The organism is Stenotrophomonas sp. K-6 (assembly GCF_056861555.1).
Map to the genome: position 1 here is coordinate 1,164,248 of NZ_JBSPUC010000001.1, position 24,148 is coordinate 1,188,395.

Genomic DNA, 24,148 nt, shown 5'->3' on the forward strand with positions numbered 1-24,148 from the left:
ACCCGCTTTGAGCAACCAAGCCCAGCCCCAGACCATCAAGGTCCAACTGCCGAATCCGGCGCCCTCCGTTCTGCAGCTGCTCGAGTGCGTGCGCGGGGCGACCGAAGAACTGAAGGCCAAGGATCTCGTTGAGATCGACGTCATCGGCCGCTCCAGCGTTGCCGATTACATGGTGATCGCGTCGGGCACCTCCAGCCGTCACGTGAAGTCGATCGCCGACGAAGTGGTGAAGTTCGCCAAGAAGCTGGGTGTGATGCCGCTGGGTGTGGAAGGCGAACGCGAAGCCGAATGGGTGCTGGTCGACCTGGGCGACGTGATCGTCCACGTGATGCTGCCGCGCGTGCGTGAATTCTACGCGCTCGAGCGCCTGTGGACCGTGGGTGACCAGCCGCCGATCGAACTGCTCGACGATACGGACGACGACTACGACGCGCGGTAATTCCCGCACGTACGGTCACGACGACGGCGCCGATGGCGCCGTTGTCTTTTGCGGCGCCACGCAGGGTGTCCGCGGAGGATGGAGATGAAAGCCAAGTTGATCGCCACCGGCGAACGCGCCCCGTCCTGGGTGGCGCAGGGGTTTGCCGAGTACCAGAAGCGGCTCTCGCACTGGCTGCCGTTCGAGCTGGTCGAGATCGAGCCCGGCCTGCGCGGCAAGGGCCGCGATGCGCGCCGCGCCACCGATGACGAGGGCAAGCGGGTGATCGCTGCGCTGCCGAAGAATGCCTACGTGGTCGCGCTCGATGTGCCGGGGCGCCAGCTCAGCTCCGAGCAGCTGGCGCAGCGTCTGGAACATTGGCGCGGGCAGGGCAGGGACCTCGCCTTCCTGATCGGCGGGCCCGAAGGCCATTCGGCGGAAGTGTCGGCCATGGCGGACGAGAAATGGTCGATCGGCCCGCTGACGCTGCCGCACATGCTGGTGCGTCTGGTGGTGGCCGAGCAGTTGTACCGCGCCGCGGCGATGCTGGCCAACCATCCGTATCATCGCGCGTGAAATAGTTGTCGCCAGACGGGTTACATCTCGCGAAAAACGGGCTACAATGCGCACCCCGCCCGAATAGCTCAGCCGGTTAGAGCACTTGACTGTTAATCAGGGGGTCGTTGGTTCGAGTCCAACTTCGGGCGCCAAGATCTGAGAAAAAGCCTCGCAACGATGCGAGGCTTTTTTTTGTCCGCGATCCGCGTGCTTCGCATGACCGGCCAACAAAAAGCCCGGGCACTGCCCGGGCTCCTTGTTCCCCAAGTGCGGCTACCTCATTCGAAGGTGTACTTGGCACCGACGGTGAAGTAGCGGCCGATCGCGCCGCTGAAGTGCAGCGGGTTGTAGTTCACGCCACCGTAGGTGGTCGGATCCAGCGGAGCGATGCGGTCGAACAGGTTCTGCACCGATGCGTTCAACTCGAAGGCCTCGGTGATGTTCCAGCGACCGGACAGGTCGAAGGTGGTGAACGAGGAAATCTTGGTGACGTCCGTGCCGTCGGCATAGGAGAACTGGTACGAGCCGTCCGGACCGCGGAAGTCGGTGTTCTCCATCTTGGAGATGTAGTTGGCCACGCCGCTCACGCTCCACGGGCCCTGCTTCCAGGTGGTGCCGAAGTTGATGCGGTCCTTCGGCGTGCCGATGCAGTTGGTCACGTCGCAGTTGCCATGCGTGCCGGCATAGTCGACGGTCACATCCGAATCGGTACGCTCGAACTTGAGCACGTGGCTCCACTGCAGGTCCATTTCCAGCTGGCCCGGACCGATGTCAAAGGTCTGGCGGATGTCGGTATCGATACCGCGCACGCGGGTCGACGCGGCATTGATGTACGCGGTGTTGACCGCCAGGATGGTGCCGGTACCGGGAATGCCATTGATCAGATCGCTGTCACGCAGCACGTTGCCCGCTGCGATCGCGTCGGCGGTGGAGCCCTGCGCGATTTCATTGGTGCGTTTGATCTGCCACGCATCGACGGTCATCGAGGTGCTGGAGGTGGGCTGCAGCACCACGCCGAACGAGTAACTCTTGGATTCTTCCGGCTTCAGGTCGGGATTGGGGCGGGTGATGATCGCCACCGGTCGCGAACTGCAGTTGGTCCCGTTCGGCTGAAGGTCGCAGCGAAGGGCGTCGCGGGCATTGGAGAAGGCGGCCAGGCCACCGTCACCGTTCTCGGCCGGGTTCGGTGCACGGAAGCCTTCGGCATAGCTGCCGCGGACCGCGATCCAATCGGCCGGCGTCCACTTCACACCGAGCTTCGGCGTTGCCTTGCCTTCACCACTTTCATACTTGTCGTAGCGGACCGCGCCGGACAGCTCCAACTGTTCCAGCACCGGGGCGGACAGTTCGACATACCCGGCATATACATTCTGGGTGCCGTCGTAGGCCGAGTAGCCCAGGCCGATGATCTGGCCCTGGTCGGTGAACGTCTGCGGGGTCAGGCTGTTGCTGGTCTTGCGCCATTCGGTACCCAGTGCCAGGCCCAGCGGGCCGCCCTTCAGGTCGGCCAGACTGCGCGAGACGGTGAAGTCGAACATGTCCAGGCTGGACTTGGCGCGGGCACTGATGTCCGGCGAGATGTAGTCATACAGCGCCTGCGAGTTCAGGCCTGCGTTGTCGCCGATGCGCCACACACCTGCCGGGCAGGCCGGGTTGCCGAGCACGCAACGGACCGCGTCGTAATTCAGGAAACCGGTGCGCTTGTTGACCAGGTCGGTGCCCGAATGCAGGTAGGCGGTGTCGTAGCTCCACTCGCCCCAATTGCCCTTGACCCCGACCAGGAAGCGATTGAACTCGTTGGTGTTCTCGGTCACGCGCGGACCCACGTCCCAGGCCGAGTAGCGCAGGCGAGAGGCCTGGCCCGGGATGGGATTATCCGGATGGGTCGGGCTGAGGACAGTGGCCCCGGGGCCGCTGTTGGCGTTGACTGGACCCTCGGGATAGCCCCAGCCACCGGACACGCCGGAGGGCGTGTTGCTGAAGGTGGTTTCCTTCTTCGAGTAGCCGATCTCGGTATAGATTTCACCGCCCTCGCCGAAGGCGAAGCTGGCGCGGCCGAACACGTTGACGTACTTCTCTTCCGGGGTCAGGTCACGGTACAGCTGGGCGGGATCCCAGAGGCAGCCCTGTTGCTGCGCGGTGATATCGTTCTGTCCGGGGATGGTGGTCAGGCCAGCACACCCCGGCAGCGCAACGAGGAAGGCGGGATTGTCATCGGTCACGGCGCGGTCGTCGAACACCGAGCCGTTGGGGCCCACGCCACCGCTCGTGCCACCATTGAGGAACGCGCCACCCAGGAACTGCGCATTGTTGCCGTAGCCATAGCGACGGATGTCACCGGTGCCGATCCACTTGCGATCCTTGCGGTCGCTGATCTTGATCGCGTCGGTCTTGCCCACGTCCAGGCTGAAGAACGCATTCCAGCCATCGGTGGCCAGATCGCCGGTGCCGGCGGTCAGGGTGGCCTTCTTGGCATCGCCGTCGCTGTCGCCAGACAGGCCGTAGGAGGCACGCAGAATGGCGCCGTTGAAGTCGCTGCGCAGGATGATGTTGACCACGCCGGCGATCGCGTCCGAACCGTAGATCGCAGAAGCGCCGTCCTTGAGGACTTCAATGCGCTCGACCGCATCCAGCGGAATGGTGCTCAGATCGGTGAACACCTTCTGGCCGTCATCGGCCAGGCCGTAGGTCGCCATGCGGCGGCCGTTCAACAGCACCAGCGTGGAGCCGGCGCCCAGGCCGCGCAGCGAGATGCCTGCGCCACCGCCGGCAAAGCCGTTGCCGAAGGTCTTGGGAATGGAGCCCGAGCCGTCCGCGGTCAGGGTCTGCAGGTACTCGGCGACGGTGGTCTTGCCGGTACGGTCGATCTCCTGGCGGGTGACCACCTGGACGGGGGAGGGGGTTTCGGTATTGGTGCGGGGGATGTTCGATCCCGTGACGGTGATCCGGTCAAGGTTGGTCGCCTGCTCCTGCGCGAACGCGGAGGACGACGCCATGGCACCCACCAGCAGCAGGGCGCCGCCGGTCAGGATCGTGGAAATGGAGGTGGCCAGGCTGGTGCGGCGGCTGTCGTCGCGGCGTTGGATCGGGTGTTTCACAGCATCTCTCCTGACTGGGAAAACCTAGATGTCAATAAGTCGACACCAGGACGGTGGCAACGGCGCCAATCTAGGTTTACGTCCTGTGACGCAGGAGTGAAAAAATGCTTAATTGGGGAAAGATGCAGTGCGTCTCATTTTGTGAATGGGGAGCCCCGTCGTGGGGCTCCCGGATCACTCAGCGCGGCAACGTAAAATCGATGGGCACCAGGCCATCGGCGGCGATGGCCTGACCATCGACGATGGCCGGCACGAAACGCCAGTGGCGCAGGACCTGCTGGCGGGCCGCCTGGTCAAGCACGCGCGAGCCGCTGCTCTTCTCGATGCTTACCGCCACCGGGTTGCCCTCGACATCGACCCGGATGCGCAGCAGGACCGTGCCCTGCTGGCCGAGGCGGATCGCTGCAACCGGATACGGCGGTGGGGGTGCGCTGCGGTACTGGAGCTGAGCACCCCCGCCCGGTGCAGCCGCGGCGGGGGCCGCTTCCAGTGACGGTGCGGTCGCGTCGCTGGCCGGAAGCGGGGCCGTGGCCAGCGCGTCATCAAGGGTGGCCGTGGGGGTCGGCAAGGGGGTTGGCGCGCGATGCGTGTTCACCCGAACGGTCCGAGGCGGCACCGGGTCCGGATGGCGAGGGGTCAGATCCATCGGCGGAGGTGGCGGAAGCACCCAGGTCACCTGAAGGCGTTCGCGCGGGGCCTTGATGAGCGGCTGGGTGGCAGGAATCAACAACAGCATCAAGGCCAGCGCGTGGACCGCGATGGCGGTGCTCCACCCGAGCACTCGGGAGGCGTCGATCTGCAGCGGGACAACCGGGGACGGGGTACGGACCATGCTCCACTCTCCTTGCCAGATGTGCGGGAACATCAACGTGCCTGCGCGGCGCATGGGGTCAGGCGGGGGCCGCGCACTGACAGCAATACGCGAGCCCGGCGCGGGCCGGAAGTCAGGGGCAGGGGGGAGGTTTTGCTGGCAGTCAGAATCAGGCCGTGCACAGCATGACGGCGCCCTTCGGCGCCGTCATGGAGGACTGACCGGGGCGCGGATCAGCGGCCCAGATCGAACACCACGTCCAGGTTGACCGAGACGGTCGATTCGCCCGGCGATACCGGGGTGGACTCGTCGGCCGACATCGGCGCGGCGGCCGCGCGCATCATCATCATCGGGCGCACGTTGCCGCCGCTGCCCTCGGAGATGCTCACGATCCGGCGCACGCGCAGACCCAGTGCCTTGGCGTAGGTCTCGGCACGCGACTGGGCTTTCTTCAGCGCGGCCAGGCGAGCCTCGTCATACACCGGCTCGGGCTGGTCGATCTCGAACTGCGGGCCGTTGATCTGGTTGGCGCCCTGCGCGGCCAGTGCATCGAGCACTTTGCCGAGCTTGGCGATGTCACGCACCTTCAGGCTGACCGTGTTGCTGGCCTGGTAGCCGGTGATCTTCGGCGCTTCATTGTCGGCGTAGCGATACTGCGGGCTCAGATTGACGCCGCTGGTCTGCACATCCCGCTCGGCGATGCCGGCCGCCTTGATCGCGGCGAGCACCTTGGTCATCTGCGTGGCGTTCTCACGCATGGCGCTGTTGCCATCCACGGCCTGGGTCACAACACCGGCCGACAGCGTGGCCACGTCCGGCACGCGCTTGGCTTCGGCATTGGCCGAAACATTGAGCAGGGTGCCGTCGGCCGGCACAGCGATGGTGGGCTGGGACTGGGCGTGGGCGGTCATCGAAGCTCCCAGGGCAAGGGACAGGGCGAGCAGCAACGGGGACAGGGACGGGCGGCGCATGTACATCTCCTTGTGAAGGCGTTGAGGTTGGTGTCGGGGCGATGAACGCGTCGTGAGGTTTGGCGGGGTTGATCACGATTCGAGCGTGTTGCTCGCGATTCAGACAGTAGGCACAGGTTATGCTTCCTCGATGCTTTATCTCGCCTCTCGATCCCCCCGACGAAACGAACTGCTTGCGCGCCTGGACCGGCCATTCCGGGCGCTCGACCTTGACGTTCCTGAAGTCCGTGCCCCCCACGAGTCCGCTGCCGATTACGTCCAGCGGGTGGCCGCCGACAAAGCGCGCGCGGGGCTGGCTCTGGTCGCCGAGGATCCGGAGGCGGTCGTACTGGGCTCGGATACCGAAGTGGTCCTCGATGGCCGCGTGTTCGGCAAGCCGGTGGACGCCGCCGATGCCTGCGCGATGCTGCGCACCCTGGCCGGGCGCACCCACCAGGTGATGACCGCCGTGGCGCTGGTCGCTGCGGGCCGGGAGCAGGGCGTGCTGGTGGTCTCGGAGGTGACGTTCGCGGCAATCGATGAGGACCGGATCGCGGCCTATGTGGCCAGCGGCGAGCCGATGGACAAAGCCGGCGCCTACGCGATCCAGGGCGGCGCTGAACGATATATCCGCCATCTGGCGGGAAGCTATTCGGGTGTGATGGGTTTGCCCCTGCAACAGACCGAGCAGTTGCTGCAGGCGTTTGAACTGAAGGGAGTCGCCCATGTCTGAAGAAATCCTGGTCAATGTCACCCCGCGGGAAACCCGCGTCGCCGTCATCGAGAACGGCATGCTGCAGGAACTGCATATCGAACGCGGCTGGCGCCGTGGCGTGGTCGGCAACATCTACAAGGGCAAGGTGCAGCGGGTGATGCCGGGCATGCAGGCGGCCTTCGTCGAGGTCGGGCTGGAGCGCGCCGCGTTCCTGCACGCCAACGATGTCATCCGCCCGGCCCCGGTGGCCAGCGCCGATACCGAAGGCACCACCCTGCCGCCGCCGTCCTCGGTGCCGATCGTGGAGCTGTTGCGTGACGGCCAGGACATCGTGGTGCAGGTGGTCAAGGACCCGATCGGCACCAAGGGCGCCCGCCTGACCACCCAGATCAGCATTCCCTCACGCTACATGGTGCTGCTGCCGCAGTCCAAGGTGGTGGGCGTGTCGGCCCGGATCGAGGACGAGGCCGAGCGCGCCCGCCTGAAAACGCTGGTGACCGAGCTGTCGGCCCAGCACGGCGGCTACGGCTACATCGTGCGCACCAATGCCGAAGGCCAGCCGGCCGAGGCGATCGCCGAGGATGTCGCGTATCTGTCGCGGGTCTGGAACGTGGTCGAGCGTCGTGGCCGCGATGCTGCCCCGTGCAGCGTGATCTACGAAGACCTGAGCCTGCCGCTGCGCTCGGTGCGTGACCTGATCCGCAAGGACGTGGACAAGGTCAAGGTCGATTCCAAGGAGACCTTCACGCAGTTGCAGGCCTTCGTGGCCAAGTACATGCCGGTGCTGGCCGAGAAGATCGAACTGTACAGCGGTGATCGCCCGATCTTCGACATGTTCGGGGTCGAGGATGAGATCGGCCGCGCGCTGGACAAGCAGGTACCGCTGAAGTCCGGTGGATATCTGGTGATCGACCAGACCGAGGCGATGACCACGATCGATGTGAACACCGGTTCCTTCCTGGGCCAGCGCAATCTCGAAGAGACGGTGTTCCGCACCAATCTGGAGGCTGCGCAGGCGGTGGCGCGCCAGCTGCGGCTGCGCAACCTGGGCGGCATCATCATCATCGACTTCATCGACATGGACGATGCCGAGCATCGCCGTCAGGTGCTGCGCACGCTGGAGAAGGCGTTGGCCCGCGACCATGCCAAGACCACCGTCTACGACTTCTCGCCGCTGGGCCTGGTCGAGATGACCCGCAAACGCACGGTGGAAAGCCTGGAGCGCCAGCTGTCCGAGCCGTGCCCGGAGTGCAGTGGCCGTGGCTCGATCAAGACAGCCGAAACGGTGACCTACGAAATCTTCCGTGAGATCACCCGGGCCGTGCGTCAGTTCGATGCGGCGCGCCTGCTGGTGATCGCGTCCTCCAAGGTGGTCGCACGCATCACCGACGAGGAATCCTCGGCCGTGGCCGAACTGGAGGAGTTCCTCGGCAAGAGCATCCGCTTCCAGGCTGACGAGCAGTACCTGCAGGAGCAGTTTGATGTCGTGCTGCTCTGATCACGGCCGGTCCGGCGTTCCCACGTTCCGATGAGCACACCGCTGCGCCTGCGCCTGCGCCGGATCCGCCGCCATGCTGTGTATGCGGTGGCGATCGTGCTCGTGGGCGTGGCCCTGTTGGTCGGCACCGCCAGCCAGCTGTTGCCCTTGGCCGAGCGTCACCCGGAGAAGGTGGCGGCGTGGCTGAGCGCGCGCGCGGGCCAGCCGGTGCGCTTCGACGCGCTGGATACTGCCTGGACCCGACGGGGGCCGCTGTTGCAGCTCAAGGGGCTGCACATCGGTGAAGGACAGGGCCTGCGCATCGGCGAGGCCGAGGTACTGGTCTCGATGTATGCCGGCCTGCTGCCGGGCCACTCGCTGACCGAGCTGAGGCTGCGTGGTGTGGCGTTGGTACTGCAGCGGGCCGACGACGGTCGCTGGTCTGTTCAGGGCCTGCCGCAGTCCAGTGCGGGCGACCCGCTGGAAACCCTGCGTCGGCTGGGCGAACTGCAGGTGATCGGCGGGCGTTTGCGCGTCGATGCACCGTCGCTGGGTGTGCAGGCCGAACTGCCGCGGATCGACCTGCGCCTGCGCGTCAACGGCCAGCGCCTGCGCGTCGGCGCGCGCGCCTGGGCCGACCCGGCCGCACAGCCGCTGACGGCGGTGCTGGAGTTCGAGCGCAAGCGGGGTGACGGGCAGGCGTGGCTGTCGGCCGACCCGGCCGATTTCCGTGCGTGGTCCTCGCTGCTGCAGGTTGGCGGCATCGGCCTGCAGCAGGGCACGGGTGAATTCAATGCGTGGGTGGACCTGCGCGATCACCGCGTGGTGATGGTCACCACCGATGCGGACCTGCAGAACGTCCAGGTGCGCGGGGTGAAGCTTGCCGACGGCACACATCCGCAGCTTGCGCTGGATACGCTGGAACTGCGTGCGCGCTGGCGCTGGGTAAAGGGCGGCTGGCGCGCCGATGCGCCGCGGCTGCGGATCGGTCTGGAAGGCAGCACCCAGCAGCTGGATGGCCTGCTGCTGGCGGGCGGCCAGCACTTCGCGCTGGCCGGCGACAACATCGATGCCACCGCGCTGCTGCGCGGGCTGGCACTGACCGACCGGATCGATCCGGGGCTGCGTGAGTGGCTGCATGACGCCGCGCCGAAGGTGCGGATGACGCGCGTGCGCGTGGCCGGCGAGCAGGGCGGTCCGCTGTCCATCGACGGCGATCTGGAAGACATCCGCTTCGCGGCGGTCGGGCATTCGCCAGGGCTCAGCGGCGTGGGCGGCCGATTCACCGGCGATGCCGATGGCTTCACCCTGGATCTGCAGCCGCAGCGGGTGATGCACTTCGATTGGCCCAGCGGATTCGGCGAGCGCCACGATGTGCGCCTGGCGGGGCAGCTGGTCGGGTGGCGCGACGAGGCCGGCGGCTGGCGGATCGGCACCCCGGCGCTGCGCGTGCAGGGCACCGATTACGCCGCCGATGTGCGCGGTGGCATCTGGTTCCAGAACAACGGCACCCGCCCGTGGCTGGAGCTGGCGGCAAAGATCGACGATGTACCGATGACCGCCGCCAAGCGTTTCTGGATCCATTCCAAGATGAGCAAGGCCGCCACCGACTGGCTGGATGCCGCACTGGTGTCCGGCCAGGTGCGCGACGGCGTGGGCCTGGTCACCGGAGATCTGGAGGACTGGCCCTTCGACAAGAACAATGGCCGCTTCGAAGCGACCGGGCACATCGATACCGGCAGCATCCGCTTCCAGCACGACTGGCCGACGATGGACAAGGTGGATGCGGACATCGCGTTCATCGGGCCGGGCTTCGAGCTGCACGGTAAAGGCGATCTCGCGGGCGTCGCGGTGGACCACTTCGACGCCGGCATTCCGGATTTCGGCGTGACCGCGCTGTACGTCAAGGCGACCAGCCGCAGCGATGCCGGCGCCCTGCTGGCCATGCTCAAGCAGAGCCCGTTGCAGGCCACCTACGGTGAGACCCTGAACAACCTCACCGCGAAAGGGCCCGCCGCGGTCACCTTCGATCTGCTGCAGCCGCTGCATCACGACGAGGGCGGCGGTCACCTGCAGGGCACGGTCGATCTCAATGGCGCCACCCTCACCGAGAAGCGCTTCGACCTGGTCTTCGAGAACATGCGCGGCAAGGCCCGGTATGGCCATGGCGGCTTCGATGCGGAGAACCTCGCGGTGCGCCACCAGGGCCAGGACGGGCTGCTCAGCCTGCGCGCCGGCGAGTTCGTGCGCGATCCGCAACAGGCGTTCGAATCCGAGCTGAGCGCTTCGCTGGAAGCGGGCGCGTTGCTGGACCGCGCGCCGGAACTGAACTGGCTCAAGCCTTACATCCAGGGCACCTCGCGCTGGACCATCGGGGTGACCCTGCCCAAGGTGGCCGCCGGCAGCAAGGTCGAGCCGCCCACGGTGCTCAAGCTGCATTCGGATCTGGTCGGCACCACGCTGGAACTTCCTGCGCCGCTGGACAAGCCGGCGGCGACACCGTTGGCGACGGATGTGACGGCGCAGCTCCCGATGGGCAGCGGTCGCGTCGATGTCGCCTTCGGCCAGCGCCTGGCCTTGGCCGCGCGTACGCATGACAACCAGACCGGCGTGCAGGTCACCCTCGGCAGCGACCATGTGGATCGCGATCCGCCGGCCAGCGGGCTGGTGGTGAACGGCCGCAGCGGCTCGCTGGATGCGCTGGAGTGGATCGCGCTGGCCCGCTCGCCGCAGGGCGGCGACGGCAAGGACCCGATGCCGCTGCGGCACGTGGACGTGCAGGTCGGCCAGTTGCTGCTGGCCGGCGGCATGTTCCCGCAGACCCGGCTGCAGCTGCGGCCGACCGGCAACAGCGTGGACGTACGCATGGATGGCCCCTCGTTGGCGGGCAGCCTGAGCGTGCCCAATGCCGACGGCGGCACCATCGTCGGCAAGCTCAGCCGCGTGCACTGGCAATCGCTGCCGACGCCGGTGAAGCCGCCCAGCGATGGCGCCCCGATCCTGCTGCCGCCGGACGTGGCCCTGCCGGCGCGGGTCCAGGCCAGTGCCAATGACACCAATCCGGCCAAGATCCCGCCGCTGTCGCTGGATATCGACGACCTGCAGTTCGGCAAGGCCAAGCTCGGCCAGGCGGTATTGCGCACGCGGCCGATGGCCAACGGGCTGAGTGTGGATCAGCTGCAGTTCCGCGCCCCCAAGCAGGCGATCGACGTCAATGGCCGCTGGATGGGCATGGGGGAAGCGGCGCGCAGCCAGTTCAACGTGCAGGTCAAGAGCGAGGACCTGGGCGGGCTGATGCAGAACCTCGATTACGGCGGCCAGCTGCGTGGCGGCCAGGGCCAGCTGACGATGTCGGCCGGTTGGCAGGGTGGACCGTCCGATTTCCAGCTCGGTGCCCTGCAGGGTCAGCTCGATGTGCAGGCCCGCAACGGCCAGCTGCTGGAGCTTGAGCCCGGCGCCGGCCGCGTGCTCGGGCTGCTCAGCGTGACCCAGCTGCCGCGCCGGTTGATGTTCGATTTCCGCGATTTCTTCTCCAAGGGCTTCGCCTTCAACCAGGTGGAGGGCAGCGTGGCCTTCGGCAACGGCATGGCCACCACCGACAAGGTGCTCATTGAAGGCCCGGCGGCGAACATCACCATCCGTGGCCAGACCGATCTGCGCCAGCAGCGGTTCGACCAGACCATCGACGTCAACCCCCGCGCGGGCAACCTGCTGACCGTGGTCGGCGCGGTCGCCGGCGGCCCGGTGGGAGCGGCGGTCGGCGCGGCTGCCAATGCAGTGCTGTCCAAGCCGCTGGGGGAGATCGGCGCCAAGACTTACCGCGTGACCGGCCCTTGGGCCGAACCCAAGGTCGACGTGATCGACCGTGACGCAGCGCCCAGGCCGGCCCCGGCCGCACCGCCGGCGCGCTGATCCCTTTCCTGCGCCCGGGTTGCGATTGCGCCCGGCGCCCACAGATCAAAGAGCATGAACAACAACGCACTTTCGCTGGCCACCGACCGTCTGCTGCTGCCCGCCGGGCTGGATGCGAACGGTCTGGAACGTACCTTCGGCACCCTGTTGGGGCCGGGCATCGATTTCGGGGATCTGTATTTCCAGCACGCGCGCCGCGAGAGCTGGAGCGTGGAGGACGGCATCGTCAAGGACGGTGCGCATTCGATCGAGCAGGGCGTGGGCGTGCGCGCCATCGCCGGTGAGAAGACCGGCTTCGCCTACTCCGATGACATCCACAGCGACGCGTTGCTGGCCGCGGCCAGCTCGGCCCGCGCCATCTCCCGCGAGGGTGGGGCGCAGTCGGCCCGCTCACTGGTGCGTGGCAGTGGCCGCGCGCTGTACCCGGCGCTGGACCCCATCGACGGCATGGGCAACGAGGCCAAGGTGGAGATGCTCAAGCGGCTGGACCGCTACCTGCGCGCCGCCGACCCGCGCGTGCAGCAGGTGATGGTCAGCTTGTCCGGCGGTGTGGATACGGTCCTGATCGCGCGCAGCGATGGCGTGCTCGCCGCGGATATCCGCCCGCTGGTGCGCTTGAACGTGCAGGTCATCGTCGAGCAGCATGGGCGTCGTGAGTCCGGCTACTCCGGTGGTGGCGGCCGTTACAGCTATGAAGAGCTGTTCGCCGATGGGCGCCCGGAAGGTTTTGCCCGCGAGGCGCTGCGCCAGGCGCTGGTGAACCTGGAGGCGATTCCGGCGCCGGCCGGGGTGATGACCGTGGTGCTCGGCCCGGGCTGGCCCGGCGTGCTGCTGCACGAAGCGGTCGGTCACGGCCTGGAAGGCGACTTCAACCGCAAGGGCACCAGCGTTTACGCTGGCCGCATCGGCGAGCGCGTTGCCGCACCGGGCGTGACCATCGTCGATGACGGCACCCTGGACGGACGCCGCGGCTCGCTGAACATCGATGACGAAGGCCACCCGACCCAGTGCACCACGCTGATCGAGGACGGCATCCTGGTCGGCTACATGCAGGATTCGCTCAACGCGCGCCTGATGGGCGTGGCCCCGACCGGCAACGGCCGCCGCGAGTCGTTCGCGCACATGACCATGCCGCGCATGACCAACACCTATATGCGCGCCGGCCAGCACGATCCGGAAGAGATGATCCGCTCGGTCAAGCGTGGCCTGTACGCCGTCAACTTCGGTGGCGGCCAGGTCGACATCACCAGCGGCAAGTACGTGTTCTCGGCCACCGAGGCCTACCTGATCGAAGACGGAAAAATCACGGCACCGGTGAAGGGCGCCACCCTGATCGGCAACGGGCCGGAAACCATGCAGAAAGTGCGCATGATCGGCAACGACCTCGCCCTGGACGAGGGCGTGGGCATCTGCGGCAAGGATGGCCAGAGTGTGCCGGTCGGCGTGGGCCAGCCGTCGCTGCTGATCGATGGCATCACCGTGGGCGGCACCCAGGCCTGAGCCGGGATGCATTCGCCTGCGCTGCCTGATCACGCGGCCGCCAGCGGGATGCTGGCGCCGCGGCGTGAGCGCCGGGACTCAGTCCTCGGCGTTCTCGTCGCTGTCGCTGTCCGTGTCGACCGCCTCATCCAGCGCGTCGTCGGACGCGGCGTTCACGCCTTCCAGGCCGAGCGCGGCCGGCAGCAGCAGGGTGCGCAGCACCTGGAAGATCTCGCGGTAGGCGCGCGGCGGCTTGTTCTTGGCCTTCTCGGCCTGGGCATTGCGCACCAGCGTGCGCAGTTCCTGGCGGTCGGCATGCGGATACTCGTCCAGCAGGGCGCCCAGCGCCTTGTCGCCGTCCTTGAGCAGGCGCTCGCGCCAGTCTTCCACGCGGTGCATCGTCGCCACTTCACGGCGCGAGGTCTCGCTGTTGGCATCCAGCGCGTTGCGGATCGCATCCAGCACGGCGTCGTCTTCGCGGCGCATGTGCTTGGCCAGGAACGCCAGCTGGCGCTTGTGGGCGATATGCGCGGTGATGCGCTTGGCCTCGGCGATGTGCGGCAGCAGGTCTTCGGGCACCGGCAGGCGCGCCAGCTGGGCCGGGGTCAGCGAGACCAGCTTCTCGCCCAGGGCCAGCACGTCCAGCGCAGCCCGACGGTTCTGGCTGCGGCTGATATCAAGGAATTCACCGGTTTCTTCGTCGCGTCCGCGCATCGTCTTATTTCCACATCCGTAAACTGTGCCGGCGTCGCGCCGGGCACTCACCTGTACAGGATAAAGCATTGAACGTGATCTCCCCTGAAGTCTCCCCGGCTGACGACAGCCTGCAGCGCCTGGAGCAGCTGGCCGACATCTCCCAGCGTCTGCTGGAGCGCGCCAAAGCCCTGGGTGCCACCCAGGCCGAGGTCAGCTGCAGCGATGAGCGCGGCCTGGATGTGAACGTGCGCCTGGGCGAGGTCGAAACGGTCGAGTCCACCCGTGACCGCGGCATTGCCGTGACCGTCTACTTCGGCCAGCGCAAGGGCAGCGCCAGCACCGCCGACCTGCGCGAGAGCAGCCTGGAGTCGACCGTGGCCCAGGCCTGCGCGATCGCCCGCCACACCGAGGACGACGAGGCCGCCGGACTGGCCGAGGCGGCCCTGATGGCCCGTGAGTTTCCGGATCTGGACAGCTGGCACCCCTGGGAACTCAGCGCCGATGCGGCGCTGGATCTGGCCCTGGCCTGCGAAGCGGCCGGTCGTGAAGCCGACTCGCGCATCAGCAATTCCGACGGTGCCTCGGCCGCGACCGCGCAGAGCCTGTCGGTGTATGCCAACTCGCATGGCTTCATCGGCCGCGAGCGCAGCAGCCACCACTCGATCGGCTGTGCGCTGATCGCCGGGCAGGGCGATGGCATGCAGCGCGACGGCTGGTACAGCAGCGCGCTGGCCCGCGAGGATCTGGACGATGCCGCCTCGATCGGCCGCCGTGCCGCCGAGCGCACCGTCGCCCGGTTGGACCCGCGCTCGATGACCACGGCGCAGATGCCGGTGCTGTATTCGCCGGAGGTGGCCCGCTCGCTGATCGGCCATCTGCTCGGCGCGGTCTCCGGCGGCGCGCTGTACCGTCGCGCCAGCTTCCTGCTCGACAGCGTCGGCACGCGTCTGTTCCCGGACTGGTTCGGCATCGACGAGCTGCCGCTGCTGCGCCGTGGGCTGCGCTCGGCCGCTTTCGATGGTGATGGCGTGGCCACGCGTAATTCGGCGCTGATCCGCGATGGCGTGCTGGAGCGGTACATTTTGGGTAGTTACTCGGCGCGCAAGCTCGGCCTGCCGACCACCGCCAACGCCGGTGGCGTGCACAACCTCAAGGTCACTGCCAACGCGGGCGATCTGGTCTCCATTGCCCGGCAGATGGGTGATGGACTGCTGGTCACCGAACTGATGGGGCAGGGCGTCAACAGTGTCACCGGTGACTACTCGCGCGGCGCTGGCGGCTTCCGCGTGGAGAACGGCGAGATCACCTACCCGGTCGATGGCATCACCATCGCCGGCAACCTCAAGGATATGTTCGCCAGCATCGAAGCGGTGGGCACGGACATCGATACGCGCTCGCATGTGCATACCGGTTCGATCCTTGTAGGACGAATGACCGTAGCCGGTAACGATTGACGTATTCTATGGGGGCTGCCCTGGCAGGCGGGGAGCCTGCCGCGTGCAATACCCATTACCTCGAACAAGGAGTTTCACGTGAGCGATTTCGACAACGTCACCACCCCCCCGCCGCCGGTGAGCGCACCGGCCCCGGCCGAACAGCGCACCATGGCCCTGGTGGCCCACCTGCTGGGTATCTTCACCTGGTTCCTCGGCCCGCTGATCATCTGGCTGATCAACAAGGACGACAGCAGCAAGAGCTTCGTCACCGACCAGGCCAAGGAAGCGCTGAACTTCCAGATCACCATCACCATCGCGATGCTGATCTGCATCGTGCTGACCATCGTCATCATCGGCGGCCTGCTGGCCCCGATCGTCGGCCTGCTCAACGTGATCTTCTGCATCATTGCAGCGGTCAAGGCCAACAATGGCGAAGCCTATCGTTACCCGTTCGCCCTGCGCCTGATCAAGTAATCGATCCGCAGTGCTGGAACGAACAACGCCCGGGATTCCCGGGCGTTTTTTTGTGTCCTGGCGCTGTAGAGCCACGCCATGCGCGGCTGACTGCACTATCGCTCAGTGATCCCGCTCAACCGCCAGCCTGGCCAGCGCACGCAGGGCATCGGCCGTCTCGCCATACCCGGCCAGACCGTCGAACAGCTGCTCGCTCAACGTACGCAGATGCGCCTTGGCGCCGTCCATGCCCAGCAGCGCCGGGAAGGTCGACTTGGCCTGCGCCTCGTCCTTGCCGGCGGTTTTGCCGAGCTGTTCGGAACTGGCCTCGACATCGAGGATGTCATCGCGCACCTGGAAGGCCAGGCCCAGCGACGCGGCAACCGTATCCAGCGTCGCCAGATCGGCGGCCGGTGCGTGCCCGCACAGCGCGCCCATGCGCACCGCGGCGCGGATCAGCGCGCCGGTCTTGAGCGCATGCATGCGTTCAAGATCCTGCAACGGCTGCTGGTGGCCGGTGGCGTCGATATCCAATGCCTGGCCGCCGCACATGCCGGCCGCGCCGGAGGCGTGCGCCAGGGTCTGCAGGCAGTCCACGCGCAGCTGCGCCGGCAGCGCCGCATCGGCCAGCAGGCCGAACGCACGCGTCTGCAGGGCATCACCGGCGAGAATCGCGGTGGCTTCATCGAAAGCGATATGGGTGGTCGGGCGGCCGCGACGCAGGGCGTCATCGTCCATCGCCGGCAGATCGTCGTGCACCAGCGAATACGCATGGATCAGTTCTACCGCCATCGCAGGCGCATCCAGCGCGCGCTCGTCAGCGGTGAAGATCCGGCCGCTGGCATACACCAGGAGCGGGCGCATCCGCTTGCCGCCCCCGAGCACCGCATAGCGCATCGCCTGATGCAGACCACGCGGGGCGTCGGATGGAGAGGGCAGGTTGGTGTCGAGCTGGTGTTCGATCCGGTCGCGCCACCGCGCGAACGTGGCCTCAACCGTCATGGCTGGGGCGGGTCGAAGGGTTCGGCGGTCTCGGGCTGGGCCGGATCGCTGAGCAGGCGCACGCGCAGTTCGGCCTGTTCCAGCGCCTGCTGGCACTGGCGGTACAGACCGACGCCACGTTCGTAGGCGCTGAGCGATTGTTCCAGGCTCATTTCGCCGGTTTCCATCTTCTCCACCAGTTGCTCCAGCTCTTCCAGCGATTGCTCGAAGTGGGCGACGGGGGAGGTTTCATTGGGGGACTTTTTTGCCATGCGACAAGTGTGGGCCGCTGGCCCGGCGGGGTCAATTCACGCCGCGCCCGGGGTCCACTGCAAGTGCGCATGATGGGCCAGCAGCCACGGCTGCAGGGCCGCGCCGATGACGCGGTCGCCCGCGGCCAGCAGCGTGTCTTCATCGAACAGCAGCGGCAGCTGGCGGCGTTGCCACGGCGGCAGGCCCTGCTGCTGCAGCAGATCCTTCAGTGCGTGGGAATGCGTGCGCCCCGGCAGCTGGATGCGCTCGCCCCCGCGCCGCGCACGGATCTGCACGGGCGTATCGAAACCGTCGGTGGTGCCAGCCAGGCGCAGTTCGCCGCCATCGGGCAGCGCCAGCGGCGCACGGCCATCCCAGTGCACGCTCCAGTCGGCCGGCAGCGCCAGACTGGCCGAGAGCAGGTGCAGTTGCCCGCGCCAGCGGCGGATGCGGGCACCCTGCCAGGCAAACTGCGCGTCGGCGTGGTGCGCGGCCGGGAGCAGCTCACGTTCAACCGCTTCCACGCCAGCGGCGGGAAGCGGCGGCAGGCCACTGCCACGCACCCAGTGCCGCAGCAACCGCGCGCGCCGCTCGACCGGTTGGCGCATCAGACGCGCGCAGTCGATCACGCCGGGGCCGACACTGCAGCGTTCCAGCGCATCGCGGTCGGCACTGTCGAGCAGGTGCTGGGACTGCGCGGACAATGCTGCACTGCGTGCGAATGCGGCATCGGCCTGAGGCCAGCGCTGACGCAGTTGCGGCAGCACGTGCAGGCGCAGGAAATTACGGTCGGCGTCATCGCTCGCGTTGCTGGGGTCTTCGATCCATTCCAAGCCTTCGGCCTGGGCATGCGCACGCAGGCTGCTGCGCGGAACCTCCAACAATGGCCGCCACACGGTGCCGGCGCCGAACGCGCTGGTGACCTGCATGGAGGCCAGCCCATCCACGCCGGAGCCGCGCAGCGCCCGCAGCAGGAAGGTCTCGGCCTGGTCATCGCGATGATGGGCCAGTGCCAGCCGCTCGCCAGGCAACAGCTGTGAAGCGAATGCGTCGCGTCGGGCATGCCGCGCGGCAGCTTCCAGCCCTTGACCCTGGTGACGGGGCACCTGTACGCGGATCACCCGCAGTGGAATGTTCCAGCGTGCGCAGACCTGCGTGCAGTGCACGGTCCACGCATCGGCCTGCTCCTGCAGACCGTGATGGATGTGCACGGCGCGCAGGCCGGCGGTGCGCTGGGCCGCCGAGGTGGCCAGCCAATGCAGCAGGACGGTGGAATCGAGCCCGCCGCTGAAGCCCACCAGCACGGGGTGGACGACAGAGGGCGGTGGCGGCAGCAGGGACGTCATGGGCAGGGCGATCTCAGGCAGGCCGGCAGTATCGGTGCTGCGTGGCGAGGATGCCACGCGCGGGGATCACGGCGTGTCGGCATCCATCGCCGGGCGCCCCTGCCGATCAATGCGATACCAGGTGCCGCCGACCATCGCGATGTGGCCATGATCGTCCGGCGTACCCGGGCGGCAGCCCTCGCAGACGCGGGCAACGCCGTCTTCGAAGGCCCAGCCGAAATCGAACGTGGCCGGGAACGCCTGGCGCAGTTGCGTATCGAAATAGCCGATGCGTTGCCCGACACGGCCGCGCACCAGCCCCTCCACCACGTAGTCCGGGCCGTTGTCGAAGGTGATCACCGGCAGCTGCCGACCGTCGGAACGGACATAGTGGAATCCGCCGCCGGCATAAACGGCGGCCAACCCGTCCTGATCGTAGGGCAACGCCGCCAGCGCCGTGGCATCCAGCATCAGACGCCCATCGCGCCACTGGCAACCGGCCAGCGGTTGCAGGCCCTCTTCCTCGGTAAGCACGGTGCACGCGCTGCCGGTGCCCCACGCCGTGGCGGAGGCCAACAGGCCGGCTGCCAGCAGCAGGAGCCGCACGTAGCGGCCCCTGTTCGTCGTGTTGCAGGTCGGCAGACGCATTATTGGCTGTCGCCGGCCTGGCGCTCGAACGCGGTCGGCTTGGGCAGTTCGACCGGCACGCCCTTGGCGTCGCAGGTGCCTGCCTCGCACAGGCGCTGACGCAGGCGCGGGGTGGCCTGCACGATCATGTGGTAGATCGTGTTCTGCTCCATCGTGCCGCGCACGGCCTTGCTGCCCGGGCCACGCGCCCAGATGCCGACGTCTTCGCCGCCATGCGATTCGCTCTTGGCCGGCACCAGCGCTTCCTGCATGTAATCGGGATGCTCGGTATCCACCGCGGTCAGGTCGGGCCGGCCGGTGGTCGGGTCGAAGCTGCTCGGGTTGTGCGGGTACCGCTTCGGGCCGCCCGGCTGCTGGTTGGTGGCACCGGTGTAGCCCGGGCCGTTGGCGTAGGTCAGCGTGGTGTAGGGCAGGCCCAGGCCATCGCGCGCCAGTTCCAGCTTGCCCGCACCGTCTTCGCCGCCCTTGTCCTTGACCTTGCCCAGGATCGGATTGCCACGTGCCGGGTAACCGACGAAGTTCAGCGTGTGCGAATGATCGGCGGTGACGATGATCAGCGTGTCCTGGTCGGAGGTCGCCTCGACAGCCGCGCGCACCGCATCGGACATCGCCACCGTATCGGTCAGTGCCCGGTAGGCGTTGCCGCTGTGGTTGGCGTGATCGATGCGCGCGCCTTCCACCATCAGCACATAGCCTTCCTGGTGACGCGACAGGTTGGCGATCGCCGCCTGGGTCAGCTCGGCCAGGCTCGGCTCACCGGCCGGATCGTCTTTGCGCTCGGCTTCATAACGCATGTGGTCCGGCTCGAACAGGCCCAGGATCGCCGGTGCCTTCGCGGCTGCCTGCAACTGCTTGGCATTCCACACGTAGGCACCCTGCGGGTGGGCCTGCTGCCACTCGGTCACCAGGCTGCGCCCGTCCAGGCGCTGGCCGACCTTGTCGTCGTATTCCGGGTCGCGTTCTTCCACCGTGGTGAACTCACCGCGGCCGCCGCCCAGGGCGACCAGCGGGCCGCGCCCGAAGCGCGAGGTCGATAGCAGTTGCTGGGCAATATCGCGGCAACCTGCGGCCTTGGCCTCTTCGGGCACGTCGGTATCATTTTCCCAGTTGCGCTCCGGCGAGTGGGCGTAGGTGGCCGCCGGGGTGGCATGGGTCAGGCGTGCGGTGGAGACCACGCCGGTGGCCATGCCGGCGCTGTCGGCCAGCTGCAGCCAGGTCAGCAGCCCCTTGTTCAGGCTGTCGGCGCAGTCATTGCGGGTGCCCGCGCTGACACCGATCGCGCCCATGTGGGTCTTCACGCCGGTGGTGATCGCCGTCATCGTGCCGGCCGAATCCGGCGTCTGCGAATCGGTGTTGTAGGTCTTGCTGAACGCCGTGGCCGGGAAGCGCTCCCAGGACAACAGGTTTTCCTCGCCCGGGCGGCCATTGCGCTGACCTTCGAAGATGCGCGCCGCCGCCACCGTGGTCAGGCTCATGCCATCGCCCAGGAACAGGATGACGTTCTTGGCCTTGCCGTCCATCGCCCCGGTGCTGGCTGCACGCGCCGCGCCGCTGCGGTACCACCACTGCGGGGTTTCCCCGGCGGGGTGGGCAATGGCCGGCACATCGACCTGGACCGCGCCGGCAGCAGCGCTGGAGGAGGGAGCGGTACTGGCGCAGGCGCCGAGCAGCAGGGTGGTGACGGCGGCCACCAGAGGCGTGAAACGGGACATGGACGGGCAAATCTCACATGTGAAACGGGCGTTCATTATGCAGAACGCTGCAAGGCACGCCGATGACACGCTGATTTTCCGTGTACGCCTCGTTCCGACGCCCCGCTTGGGCTAAGGTGCCTAGCTGTCAAATCATCTCTGGAAAGCGCATGAAGCTGGTCTCTGCCTGGCTGCGGATCCCCTTCTGGCAACGGGTCCTGGGCGGCTTCGTGCTGGGTGCCCTGGCCGGCTGGCTGCTCGGGCCCGCCGCTGAAACCTGGTTCGGCCCGCTCGGCGATCTCTACGTCACCCTGATCAAAATGATCGCGGTGCCGCTGGTGTTCTTCGCCGTGATCAACGCCATCTCCTCGCTGCACGGGCAGAAGTCCGTCGCCGCCCTGGGCGGGCGCACCTTCCTGTGGTTCATCATCACCGCCGCCCTGGCGGTCTGCGTGGGCCTTGCCGTGGGCACCGTCATGCAGCCCGGCAGCGGCGCGCTCAGCCTGAGCATGGACCACGGCTACACCCCCCGCGAAGTACCCAGCGTGATCAAGGTGCTGATGGATGTCGTGCCCTCCAACGTGTTCTACGCGTTGACCGGCATCGGCACCCGCATCAACAGCGCCGGTGAAACTGTCCTGGCCGCCGGGCGCGGCTCGATCCTGCCGGTGATCTTCTTCGCCGGACTGCTCGGTTTTGCCATGGTCAAGCTCGGCGACAAGGTCAGCGAAGCACGCAAGCTGACCGGGCAGATGAGCGAGATCATGATCCAGGTGACCCGCTTCGTGCTGGAGATCACCCCGCTGGGCACCTTCGGCCTGATCGCCGGCCTGGTCGGCAGCTACGGCTTTGAAAAGCTGCTGCCGCTCGGCAACTTCGTGCTCGCCCTGTACATCGCCTGCGCCGTGCACATCGTCGTGGTCTACGGCAGCCTGCTGCTCATGCACGGCCTGAACCCGCTCAAGTTCTTCCGCGGCGCCGCCCCCGGCATGCAGGTCGCCTTCGTCAGCTCCTCCAGCTTCGCCGCCATGCCCGCCGCGATGCGCTCGATCACCCACAACCTCGGCGTCAACAAGGACTACGCCTCCTTCGCTGTCCCCCTAGGCGCCAGCATCAAGATGGACGGCTGCGGCGCGATCTATCCCGCCTTGTGCGCGGTCTTCATTGCCCAGTACACCGGCGTCCCGCTCAGCCCCGAGCAGTACATCGTCGTCCTGATCGCCTCGGTCCTGGGCAGCTTCGGCACCGCCGGCGTCCCCGGCACCGCCGTCGTGATGGCCACCGTCGTCCTCAGCGCCGCCAACCTCCCGCTGGAAACCATCGGTTACCTCTACGCCATCGACCGCATCCTGGACATGATGCGCACCATGACCAACGTCACCGGCCAGATGCTGGTCCCGGTCATCGTCGCCAAGGAAACCGGCCTGCTCGACCGCGCGGTCTACGACAACCCATCCACCAACCTCGGTGTGGACGAAGGCGAAGAACGAACGTCCTGATGCAGGCACCAGATCAGAACAAAGAGACCGGCGAAAGCCGGTCTTTTTTTTCCGCTTGGGGTCGTCGCGAGCGTTACGCCCCGAAACGACCGGCAGGCCCCTCGGCAAATGTCCCCCGGCCGCCGCCTGGCGGCGACGGCCTCCTCCTTGATTTTGCCCAGGAGCCTGCCGGCCGCTTCGGGGCTCGTGCGCGGTGGTAGGTGTACTGCAAACCGGTGCTTGCCGTGAGGCGCCAGTGGCCTGGCCCATCGCTCGGCGCACCCGCCGCCTCCGCCAGTAAATAGTGAAGCGATACGCTCGTCAGCAAACCATCCTGAACCCGCACCGTAACCGCGTGTATCACCCGGTGTAACACCTTTGATACACCCGCACCACGCCTGCCTCTCAGCGCAACCCCATCCACCGCCCGACCTATTCATCCGCCAAAGCGCTAACGCCGCTGTAACAGCAATGTTGCGTGCGATTAACCCCAACCGCACGAAAGCCCAGCAAACACGGGCATCCGGAACTTGGCACGAATGCTGCTCCACCCCTCCGCATGTAATCGGAGGTCGCCATGGACAGCGTTGCCGCACACCGCACACGACACACCCCACTCTGGCTGCTCGCCGTTGCACTCATCGTGCCGGTGGCCGCCAACGCCTCCGGCGCACGCCAGGGCGTCAAGGCGCAGCCCGGCGAAATGGTGCTGCTGCGCGATGTCTCCGCGCGGCCTGCCTACCGCCCGGCACCGCCCGGCATGGCGCTGATCGCCGATCCGTCGCCAAAGCGCGAAGTCGGCCAGGCACTCGGCACCTCCACCGGCATGGACGAACTCAGCGACGACGACTACGCCTCGCTCGGTTCCAACACCGGTGCCGGCATCCCGCGCAGTGCCACCACCATCGAGCGTATCACCGGCCATACCGTCAACGGCACCCTCGGCAAGGTCACCGACAGCGGCATGCTCTCCAGCGGGCAGCTCAGCAACACCATCGGGGGCCCCATGGGCGCGGTCGGCAACGCCACCCGCGGCATCGGCGACCAGGTGCGCGGCGCACTCGCGCAGTTCCCGCTCGGGCAGCCTGCAGGTGGGCCCGGCAAATGAACATCGCCCTGCGCAACATGGTGCTCACCAGCCTGCTGCTCGCACCACTGGGCGCGCACGCCCAGCAGAGCAGCGATTATGCGGCGATGCTCTCCTACCTCAATCAAAGCCGCATCGACGGCCGCACCCTGGCCGGCACCGATGGCGCCATCACCGTCAACATGGCTGCCGGTGATCTCAACCAGCAGGCCAACCTGATGGGCATCGCCAACGGCCGCAACGCCCACATCAATGTGGATGCGCGCCAGCAGCAATCCAACAATCTCAGCCTCAGCGATACCGCCATGGACGCCAGCGCCACGCTTGGCGGCCAGGCACTGAACGGCGCGCGAGGCGTCGCATCGATCAACCAGGCCAGCGGCAACGGCAACGCGACGCTCAACGTCGTGACCGCCACGCTGGCGCAACAGGGCATACGCGAGACGAACGACGAGGCTTTGGCCGCGTCGGGCGCACTCGCGTCAGCAGGGGGGCAGGGGGCCGTCAACAGCGGTCGGTCGGCCGGAACTCGCAGGGTGGCGGTCGAAGCCTCCGCGCTGCAGGGATTCGACGGCGTCCTGCAACTCAATCAGATCGCGGGATCCGGCAACGCCACCGCAAACCAACTGAGCATTTCGGTGCAGTCCACCCCGTGAGTAGTCACATCCACCCGATTGTCTGTG

20 protein-coding genes and 1 tRNA gene are annotated in these 24,148 nt (G+C 67.2%); 12 read left to right on the forward strand and 9 right to left on the reverse strand.

The genetic code is table 11. The features are described from left to right. Positions 1–7: 7 nt before the first annotated feature. The 3 genes from rsfS to AC13F7_RS05135 all read left to right on the forward strand — a co-directional run bounded on the left by rsfS (position 8) and on the right by AC13F7_RS05135 (position 1,128). Entirely contained in the window at positions 8–439 is a 432-nt protein-coding gene (gene rsfS, locus AC13F7_RS05125) for a ribosome silencing factor (protein ID WP_481468815.1), read from the forward strand. 84 nt (positions 440–523) lie between these two features. Next, a complete protein-coding gene (gene rlmH / locus AC13F7_RS05130; protein WP_259259584.1) occupies positions 524–994 on the forward strand; it encodes a 23S rRNA (pseudouridine(1915)-N(3))-methyltransferase RlmH in 471 nt (156 codons plus the stop codon). Between the two features lie 57 nt (positions 995–1,051). Then, positions 1,052–1,128, forward strand: a tRNA-Asn gene (locus tag AC13F7_RS05135). Between the two features lie 126 nt (positions 1,129–1,254). Here AC13F7_RS05135 and AC13F7_RS05140 read toward each other — a convergent pair. The 3 genes from AC13F7_RS05140 to AC13F7_RS05150 form a co-directional block, all read right to left on the reverse strand. Next, the gene (locus tag AC13F7_RS05140) at positions 1,255–4,074 is read right to left on the reverse strand and encodes a TonB-dependent receptor (protein WP_346471833.1); all 2,820 of its coding nucleotides are present in this window, start codon (positions 4,072–4,074) and stop codon (positions 1,255–1,257) included. A 178-nt stretch (positions 4,075–4,252) separates the two neighbouring features. Continuing rightward, the gene (locus tag AC13F7_RS05145; protein ID WP_482999444.1) at positions 4,253–4,906 is read right to left on the reverse strand and encodes an energy transducer TonB; all 654 of its coding nucleotides are present in this window, start codon (positions 4,904–4,906) and stop codon (positions 4,253–4,255) included. Positions 4,907–5,118: 212 nt separating this feature from the next. Beyond that, positions 5,119–5,856 (reverse strand): SIMPL domain-containing protein, encoded by a 738-nt coding sequence (locus AC13F7_RS05150; protein ID WP_346471835.1) that lies wholly within the window; start codon positions 5,854–5,856, stop codon positions 5,119–5,121. 130 nt (positions 5,857–5,986) lie between these two features. Between AC13F7_RS05150 and AC13F7_RS05155 the strand changes: the two genes are divergently transcribed. From AC13F7_RS05155 to tldD, 4 genes are read left to right on the forward strand one after another with little or no spacing between them, the layout of a single operon-like run. Then, positions 5,987–6,568 (forward strand): Maf-like protein, encoded by a 582-nt coding sequence (locus tag AC13F7_RS05155; RefSeq protein ID WP_482999445.1) that lies wholly within the window; start codon positions 5,987–5,989, stop codon positions 6,566–6,568. After that, the gene (rng, locus tag AC13F7_RS05160; RefSeq protein ID WP_346471837.1) at positions 6,561–8,048 is read left to right on the forward strand and encodes a ribonuclease G; all 1,488 of its coding nucleotides are present in this window, start codon (positions 6,561–6,563) and stop codon (positions 8,046–8,048) included. The genes AC13F7_RS05155 and rng overlap by 8 nt, the downstream gene beginning before the upstream one ends. A gap of 30 nt (positions 8,049–8,078) precedes the next feature. After that, positions 8,079–11,939 (forward strand): YhdP family protein, encoded by a 3,861-nt coding sequence (locus tag AC13F7_RS05165; protein WP_482999446.1) that lies wholly within the window; start codon positions 8,079–8,081, stop codon positions 11,937–11,939. Positions 11,940–11,993: 54 nt separating this feature from the next. Next, entirely contained in the window at positions 11,994–13,439 is a 1,446-nt protein-coding gene (gene tldD, locus AC13F7_RS05170) for a metalloprotease TldD (RefSeq protein WP_481468808.1), read from the forward strand. A gap of 78 nt (positions 13,440–13,517) precedes the next feature. Here tldD and yjgA read toward each other — a convergent pair whose 3' ends face one another. Then, the gene (gene yjgA / locus AC13F7_RS05175) at positions 13,518–14,132 is read right to left on the reverse strand and encodes a ribosome biogenesis factor YjgA (protein WP_481468806.1); all 615 of its coding nucleotides are present in this window, start codon (positions 14,130–14,132) and stop codon (positions 13,518–13,520) included. Positions 14,133–14,200: 68 nt separating this feature from the next. On the opposite strand from yjgA, the gene pmbA reads away from it, so the two are divergent. Continuing rightward, positions 14,201–15,568: a metalloprotease PmbA gene (gene pmbA, locus AC13F7_RS05180; RefSeq protein ID WP_482999447.1), complete on the forward strand. Its 1,368-nt coding sequence runs from the start codon at positions 14,201–14,203 to the stop codon at positions 15,566–15,568. 78 nt (positions 15,569–15,646) lie between these two features. Further along, complete coding sequence (locus tag AC13F7_RS05185) at positions 15,647–16,024, forward strand: DUF4870 domain-containing protein (protein ID WP_088434456.1); 378 nt, start codon at positions 15,647–15,649, stop codon at positions 16,022–16,024. 102 nt (positions 16,025–16,126) lie between these two features. On the opposite strand, the gene AC13F7_RS05190 is transcribed toward AC13F7_RS05185, so the two are convergent. The 5 genes from AC13F7_RS05190 to AC13F7_RS05210 all read right to left on the reverse strand — a co-directional run bounded on the left by AC13F7_RS05190 (position 16,127) and on the right by AC13F7_RS05210 (position 20,921). Beyond that, the gene (locus AC13F7_RS05190) at positions 16,127–17,005 is read right to left on the reverse strand and encodes a polyprenyl synthetase family protein (RefSeq protein WP_482999448.1); all 879 of its coding nucleotides are present in this window, start codon (positions 17,003–17,005) and stop codon (positions 16,127–16,129) included. Beyond that, entirely contained in the window at positions 17,002–17,256 is a 255-nt protein-coding gene (locus AC13F7_RS05195) for an exodeoxyribonuclease VII small subunit (RefSeq protein ID WP_123730589.1), read from the reverse strand. The genes AC13F7_RS05190 and AC13F7_RS05195 overlap by 4 nt, the downstream gene beginning before the upstream one ends. A 36-nt stretch (positions 17,257–17,292) precedes the next feature. Next, positions 17,293–18,582 (reverse strand): tRNA lysidine(34) synthetase TilS, encoded by a 1,290-nt coding sequence (gene tilS, locus AC13F7_RS05200; protein WP_482999449.1) that lies wholly within the window; start codon positions 18,580–18,582, stop codon positions 17,293–17,295. A 66-nt stretch (positions 18,583–18,648) separates the two neighbouring features. After that, complete coding sequence (locus tag AC13F7_RS05205; protein WP_482999450.1) at positions 18,649–19,167, reverse strand: WG repeat-containing protein; 519 nt, start codon at positions 19,165–19,167, stop codon at positions 18,649–18,651. A gap of 41 nt (positions 19,168–19,208) precedes the next feature. Then, positions 19,209–20,921, reverse strand: a complete 1,713-nt coding sequence (locus AC13F7_RS05210) for an alkaline phosphatase (RefSeq protein WP_481468796.1) — start codon at positions 20,919–20,921, stop codon at positions 19,209–19,211. Between the two features lie 149 nt (positions 20,922–21,070). On the opposite strand from AC13F7_RS05210, the gene AC13F7_RS05215 reads away from it, so the two are divergent. From AC13F7_RS05215 to AC13F7_RS05225, 3 genes are all read left to right on the forward strand, one after another. Further along, on the forward strand, positions 21,071–22,399 hold the full coding sequence (locus tag AC13F7_RS05215) for a dicarboxylate/amino acid:cation symporter (RefSeq protein WP_481468794.1): 1,329 nt from the start codon (positions 21,071–21,073) through the stop codon (positions 22,397–22,399). 556 nt (positions 22,400–22,955) lie between these two features. Beyond that, positions 22,956–23,486 (forward strand): hypothetical protein, encoded by a 531-nt coding sequence (locus AC13F7_RS05220; protein WP_482999451.1) that lies wholly within the window; start codon positions 22,956–22,958, stop codon positions 23,484–23,486. Continuing rightward, on the forward strand, positions 23,483–24,121 hold the full coding sequence (locus AC13F7_RS05225; protein WP_482999452.1) for a hypothetical protein: 639 nt from the start codon (positions 23,483–23,485) through the stop codon (positions 24,119–24,121). Before AC13F7_RS05220 ends, AC13F7_RS05225 begins: the two co-directional genes overlap by 4 nt. Positions 24,122–24,148: the final 27 nt, after the last annotated feature.